General features: G+C 69.4%; 5 protein-coding genes. 2 read left to right on the forward strand and 3 right to left on the reverse strand.

Annotated features, from left to right (window positions below; translation table 11 throughout):
- The first annotated feature begins 333 nt into the window (after nt 1-333).
- Nucleotides 334-1,152 (forward strand): hypothetical protein, encoded by an 819-nt coding sequence (locus tag BL254_RS18685; protein ID WP_139342398.1) that lies wholly within the window; start codon nt 334-336, stop codon nt 1,150-1,152.
- Between the two features lie 46 nt (nt 1,153-1,198).
- On the opposite strand, the gene BL254_RS18690 is transcribed toward BL254_RS18685, so the two are convergent.
- Nucleotides 1,199-2,635, reverse strand: coding sequence for a hypothetical protein (locus BL254_RS18690; protein ID WP_076844314.1), 1,437 nt, complete (start codon nt 2,633-2,635; stop codon nt 1,199-1,201).
- 806 nt (nt 2,636-3,441) lie between these two features.
- Nucleotides 3,442-4,917, reverse strand: coding sequence for an MFS transporter (locus tag BL254_RS18695; protein WP_047223738.1), 1,476 nt, complete (start codon nt 4,915-4,917; stop codon nt 3,442-3,444).
- Nucleotides 4,918-5,134: 217 nt separating this feature from the next.
- Here BL254_RS18695 and BL254_RS18700 point away from each other — a divergent pair, with 217 nt between their 5' ends.
- Nucleotides 5,135-5,779, forward strand: a complete 645-nt coding sequence (locus BL254_RS18700; RefSeq protein ID WP_047223739.1) for a TetR/AcrR family transcriptional regulator — start codon at nt 5,135-5,137, stop codon at nt 5,777-5,779.
- Nucleotides 5,780-5,849: 70 nt separating this feature from the next.
- Here BL254_RS18700 and BL254_RS27870 read toward each other — a convergent pair.
- A partial coding sequence (locus BL254_RS27870; RefSeq protein ID WP_217699320.1) for a hypothetical protein occupies nt 5,850-6,029 on the reverse strand: 180 nt, incomplete at its 5' end.

Consider the following 6,029-nt stretch of genomic DNA (forward strand, 5'->3'; position numbering starts at 1 on the left):
TCGACGCGATGGCAATCACGTTTAGTGACCGCTGGCCGTCCGCTGAGACCTACTGATCAAATCCGCCGGAAACACTGATCACGAGACACTCCCCGCACGATCGGCTGGGGCTGGGGCAGATGCAGGCGGATTGGCGTGGGAGCCGTTGGGGAACGGGGCACGGGATGCGGGCGGCGGTGATGTCATGGGCTGGGTTGCCATGGGTCGGCGGCGCTGTCACGGGCTGGCGGCACTGGTTGGCCAGGGGTGTTCGACTGAGGGTCTCCGGCTGGGAGGAGAGCTACTGTCGGTTATTGGAGTCGTGTCTCACGGGGGAGGTGGGGAGGGATGCCGGTGGGTACGGCTACAGGGCGGTTGGCGGCGTTGGCTGGTATCCCGCTCGCCTCCCGGCATGTGCGGGGCAGTTTCGGGCCGGCGACACTGTGGCTCGCCGGGGCCCGCACGGTGCTGGACCTCGACGACGGCGGCAGCCCTCCACTGCGTCTGACCTGGACGGATGAACCCGGTCAGGCAACGGAGGAAGCGGGCCGGGCGGCGGTGGGCCGGCAGGTCGCGCAGCTGCTGCGCACCAGCGGCACAGCCGTGTTCGCCCGCCCCGACCTGCTGCGGCTCGCCCGCCGCAGAAAGATCACCGACCCGCCGGCGGATGCACCGTCCACACCGCGATCCGTGCAGGCGATCACGTTCTGCGACGGCATCCGTCTCGAGATCACCTCGTGGTCGGAGCCCGCGGTCGAGAGCCGTGTTCCGCGGAACACAACCCCCGCGGCTGGGACCCACGTTCCGCGGAACACAGCCCCCGCGACGTCAACGGCTCCTGGCGAGACTCCCGCCCCGGAGGCCGGAGGCGAAACCGAGCGCGATCCCCGAACAGCCCCAGCGGTTCCCCCAGCAGTTCCAGGTGACGCACCGGCGGCTCCCGCCCACACCCTCACGCCGGCTCCAGCCCCGACCCCGTCCCCGTCCCCGTCTTCAGCTTCGGCGTCAACGACGGGAAGGTCTACGGTCCACGATCCGGATCGTGACGCTCACGATGCCCACACGACCGGCTTCGGGGCGTGGGCCGGGACGCGGGCCGTTGTCCTGTCCACGGCACAGGCGCACGACCTCGCGGATCTTCTGGAGGCGTGGGCAGCCCTGCCACCCGCGTGACGGTGGCGTACCCGACGACCGACCGGAGCATGCCGTTCCTCGACATCTACTTCACCCCCTGGCTGTTGACACCGCGTAGCAGGACGTCGACCCAGTCGACCCTGGCGACGGCGACAAGACGCGCGAAACGTTCGGYCTCGTCCCGGGCCTGCTGTTCGTTCAGCCCCAGCTCCCGCCGGCAGGCCGAGACGATGTCGCCCTTTCCGCCGTGCGCGACATCGACAATCAGGCTCAGCAGCCGGACGACGGCGGCGTCACAAACCGAGCCATGGGCGGTTCCCGGCCCGCGGGTGATTTCCGGCAACTGCCCGGACCCCGCGCTGACGAGCGCAGATGCCCGAGGCACCATCGGCCGGTTTTTCGGACGGCGCCCCGGACAAGGCCCTGGATCATCCCGCCGGCCCTGCACACCGCGCGCCCGCCGCCGCCCATGACCAGAGCCGGCAGCGACGCCAACCGCGACGTCAGCGGCATTCCCGGCCCCGATGACGGCACCTGTCCCGATGACGATGCCGGCACCACCGCCGGTGCCGGTGCTGATAGGGGTGTGTGGTACGAGCTCGGCGATGATTGTTTCCCGTGCGGTGTAGGCATCCGTCTCGGCCACGCAGGCGTCCTCGAAGGACGGAACATGCTCGCTGGTACATCCGTCCGGGCCGGTTTCACCGCGTGTTTCGGTGGGCCGTTCGGCGAGCGGAAGGGCAACGGCCCGTGTGTAGAAATCGGGGTTGTGCCGGCGCAGCAGCGCGAGTGAGCGCCGCAGCCGCTCGTCGACCTCCTGCTCGGTGAGACCAAACCTGAGCTGCATCTTCGGCAGCGAAAACGGGTCGGTGACCCCGTCCCGGAGACCGAGCAGGAAGTGGATGACAATGTTCTGGCCGATGGGGTCGGCGCGCAGCGGCGCGGCCCATTCCGCGGTGCTGATCGCTACTTCCGGACGGGTCGGCAGGCCGCGTTCGGYGGCCGATTCCCGGCGTACGGTCGGCACGATCCGCCCGGCCGTGGGGAAGTGGACGAACTGCGCCCACACCGCCCGCAGCCAGCCCGGCGGCTCCGGTGAGATTCCCCTGGGGAAGGCGGGGTCGCACAGCATGGCRCCGTAAACGGCGGCCTCCTGCCATTCGGCCTCGGGCGTCACAAGATGGTCACGGACCACGATCAGCTCGCGGACTTCCTGGCCGGCGTTCGAGCCGCCGGCGATCGTCGGTACGTTGCCCACAAGAGCGGCACGTATCCGGTCGAAACCGTCCATGAACCGGGGCGTCCACAGGTCCGTGCAACGCGGGCAGAGCGGGCCGGGTATCGAGTGGGCGGCGTCGAACATGGGTGGCCGGTCGGGACGGCAGGCGCACGTCCCCGGCTTGGCCCGGTGGACATCGCGGACGATCACCGCCCACAGCGCCGGACCCACCAGCTCGCGGAAGGCCATGAACGCGACCTCGGCGTTCTCATCCGCGATGTCGGCAAGTGTCAGGGCAGTCATCGGTCCTCCTGCGAAGGGCATGCCAAACCACGGGTAGTGATCCAGCAACAGGGCGACGCCACAAAGGCGCCATGGCGCTCGGATGCTCCGAGCGCTTCACAGGGGACCGGGACCGCGAAGATCCTGGTCATCGGCCACACGCCGCGCGTAGTGGCCGGTCAGCAACGTACTTGGGCCAGGCAGATCCTGTCAACAACCACGCATTCCGGGCAGACCGTCCCAGCGTCCCGCCCCACGAACCGCCGCCTGCCGCCCCAAGACCCGCCCCCCCGACAGCACCCGACTCGGCGACACCCGACTCGGCGACACCCGGCTCGGCGACGCCCGCCTTGGCGGCGTCCAGTCCCGCACCATCCGACGCAGCGCCGGCCAGCGCCAGCGCCGAACCCCCGCATCTGATCGTCACCCGAGCTCCCTCCGCGCGTCAGAGCCGCGAGCGACACAGGAGGTGCACGATCGCGTCGCCTTCGGCCCTGCCTCTGACCGCCCTCCCGCTGGAGAACAGATCAGATTAGGGGATGCTCTGTCACGGCTCGCGGCAGGGTACTCACGACAGACCCGACCAATCCTCTACGCATCGAAACAGGCGCTAAGAGTGACAAATCAAACTATTCCAGATCATCCAGGATGCGCAGGCGCCATCCCCTCCCCCGAGCCGTAGGTAGAAACCGCTGTGGCAACGACGGTTTCCACCTACGGATGCGGAACCCGTAGGTGGAAACCGTCACGATAACAACCGAAACCACCTACGCCGCCATGGCGACGGACACGGCCGAGCGAGTGCCCCGACAGCCCGCGGGATGCGCTCAGGCGGGCGTCGCGTCCGCTTCCAAAACGGCTGGGCGGCGCTGGTGCGGGATGGCCAGCGCCGCGATCGCGGCCAGCGCGGCGGCCACCGCGCAGATGGCGAACAGCTCTCGGTAGCCGGTGAGCGAGGGTAGCTCGTGCCCGCCGAGGGAGACGGTCTCCGCGACCAGGATGGCGCCGCCGACAGCACTGGCCAGCGAGCTGCCGATAGCCCTGAACAGGGTGTTCAGACCGTTGGCCGCGGCGATCTCCGACGGTGGCGTGTGGGCGTTGATGAGCGACGGCATGGCCGCGTAGCCGATGCCGGTGCCAACGCCTATCACGGTCGCGCCGAGGATGACCTGCCACAGCGCCCCGGCCACGGCGATCCGCATGGCCCAGCCGAGGGCGACGATGACGGCTCCGAGCGCGAGGGTTCTTCCGGCGCCGTGCAGCGCCACCAGCCGTGCCGACACGGGCGCGAAAAACAGCATGCACAGGCCGCCGGGCAGCAGCGTCAGGCCGCCGACGACCATCGAGGAGCCGAAGCCGTAGCCGCTCGCCTCGGGCGCCTGGACATAGGACGCCGTTCCGATCATGGACGCGAACAGCGCGAAGCCGAACAGCACCGACGCGAGGTTGGTCAGGATCAGGGGGCGCCGGCGTAGGGAGAGCACGTCGACGAGGGGTTCGCGGGTACGCAGCTCGAACCGGTACAACGCGACCAGCAGCACGACCGCGAGCGCCAGCAGGCCGATCACCCGGGCGGAGCCCCAGCCCCAGTTGGCAGTTTCGGCGAGCGGCAGCATCAGTGCTGTCAGGCCCGCGCTCAGCAGCAGGGCGCCGACCAGGTCGACCCGGCCGCCGGTGCGGTTCGGCGCCTCGGGCACGACGGCCAGCACGCCGGCGAACGCCAGCACGCCGCCGATGCCGGTCACCCAGAACAGGATGTGGAAGTCGGCGTGGTCAGCGATGAGCCCGGCCATCGGCAGGCCCAGGGCGGCGCCGACGCCCATCATCGCGCTGATCATCGCAATGCCCGTGCCGGCACGTTCGCGAGGCAGGAGCGACGCGAGCAGGCTGATACCGAGAGGGATGGCGGCAGTCCCCAGCCCCTGGACGACCCGACCAATGATCAACAGAGCTATATTGCTGGTCACGGCGTCGATCAGCGAACCGGCGGCGAGCGCGGCGAGCGCGATCAGCAGCATCCGTCGTTTGCCGAACATGTCGCCGAGCCGGCCGAACAGCGGCACCGCGACAGCGGCGACGAGCAGCGTGGAGGTCAGCAGCCACTCGACGTTGCTGGCCGTGGTGCCCAGTTCCGCTGGCAGTATCGGCAGCACCGGCACCAGAATGCCCTGCGACATCGACACCATCAGCGCACCGAGGCCGACGACGAGGAGCACCAGCGTGGGGCGGGCGAGCGACGGCGCGGGGGTGTGGAGCTCCGCCCCGGTCGGGCGGCTGGTCGCCGCGGTGGACAGATCAGCCATGTGCGGTCCTTCGGTCCATGTCCAGGAGGTCGTCGTCGGCGGCGCTCTGGTGGGCGGGCCGACCCGTGCCAGCCCGCGCCAGACGCTTACCGGAAGATTTTCCTCCGGTTACGCTAGCACAACCGGAGGAAGCTCCTCCGCATGCGGCTGATTGCTGCCGGCTACCTCCGCATGCCTCCGCCGTCGCCGTCGCCGTCCAGAAGGAGAGCCACCCGACATGACAGCCCAGCCCCGGGCTCACCTGCGGGCAGACGCCCGGCGCAACCGCGCCCAGATCATCACCACTGCCACGCGGGCGTTCGTCGACAACGGGCCTGACGTGCCGCTGGAGGAGATCGCCCGGCTGGCCGGCGTCGGTATCGGGACGCTCTACCGGAACTTCCCCGACCGCGAGGCGCTGATCCTGGCGGTCGTCCAGACCAGCATGGGCGTCATGCTGACCAAGGCCCGCGAGGCCAGGGCCGAGCACGAGCATGCCTGGGACGCCCTCGCGCGCACCCTGAGCACATCCCGCGAACTCAGCCTCACCCTGCGCGTCCAACGCCTGTTCTCACCGGCAACCGTCGCGGCACTCAGCGCCGACCCGACGATCCGGCAGATCCGCAACGAACTCATCAAGGTGATCGACGACCTGGTGCAAGCCGCCCAGCGAGAGGGCTCAATGCGCCCGGACGTGGACACCGGCGACGTCACACACCTGTTCTCACTGCTGATGCTGCCCAGCACCCACCGCACACCCAGCGAGATCGCCGAAATGTCCTACGACCGAGCCCGAGAAATCATCTTCGACGGCCTACGCGCCCGCCCCGGCACCCCCCTACCCGGCCGCCCCCTCTCCGCCACCGACATCTACCCCGACTGAGGAAAAACACCGCGACCGCCGATCGGGACGGCGCGACCGCCACGCAAGAGACATACCTCTACCGGAGGTTTCAATCCGGCACGGAAAGCTGGAGCGGTACGACGTCGCCAACCCCGGCCCGTACGTGGTGTTCAGGTTTCAATCCGGTGCGGAAAGCTGGGGCGGCGCGACCGTCGACGCGCCCGTCGGCCAGGTCGTCAGCCGGTTTCAATCCGGTGCGGAAAGCTGGGGCGTGCGACGTTCCCGACGT

Origin of the sequence: Protofrankia sp. BMG5.30, from assembly GCF_001983005.1 — a bacterium.
In the GTDB taxonomy this organism is placed as follows: domain Bacteria; phylum Actinomycetota; class Actinomycetes; order Frankiales; family Frankiaceae; genus Protofrankia; species Protofrankia coriariae.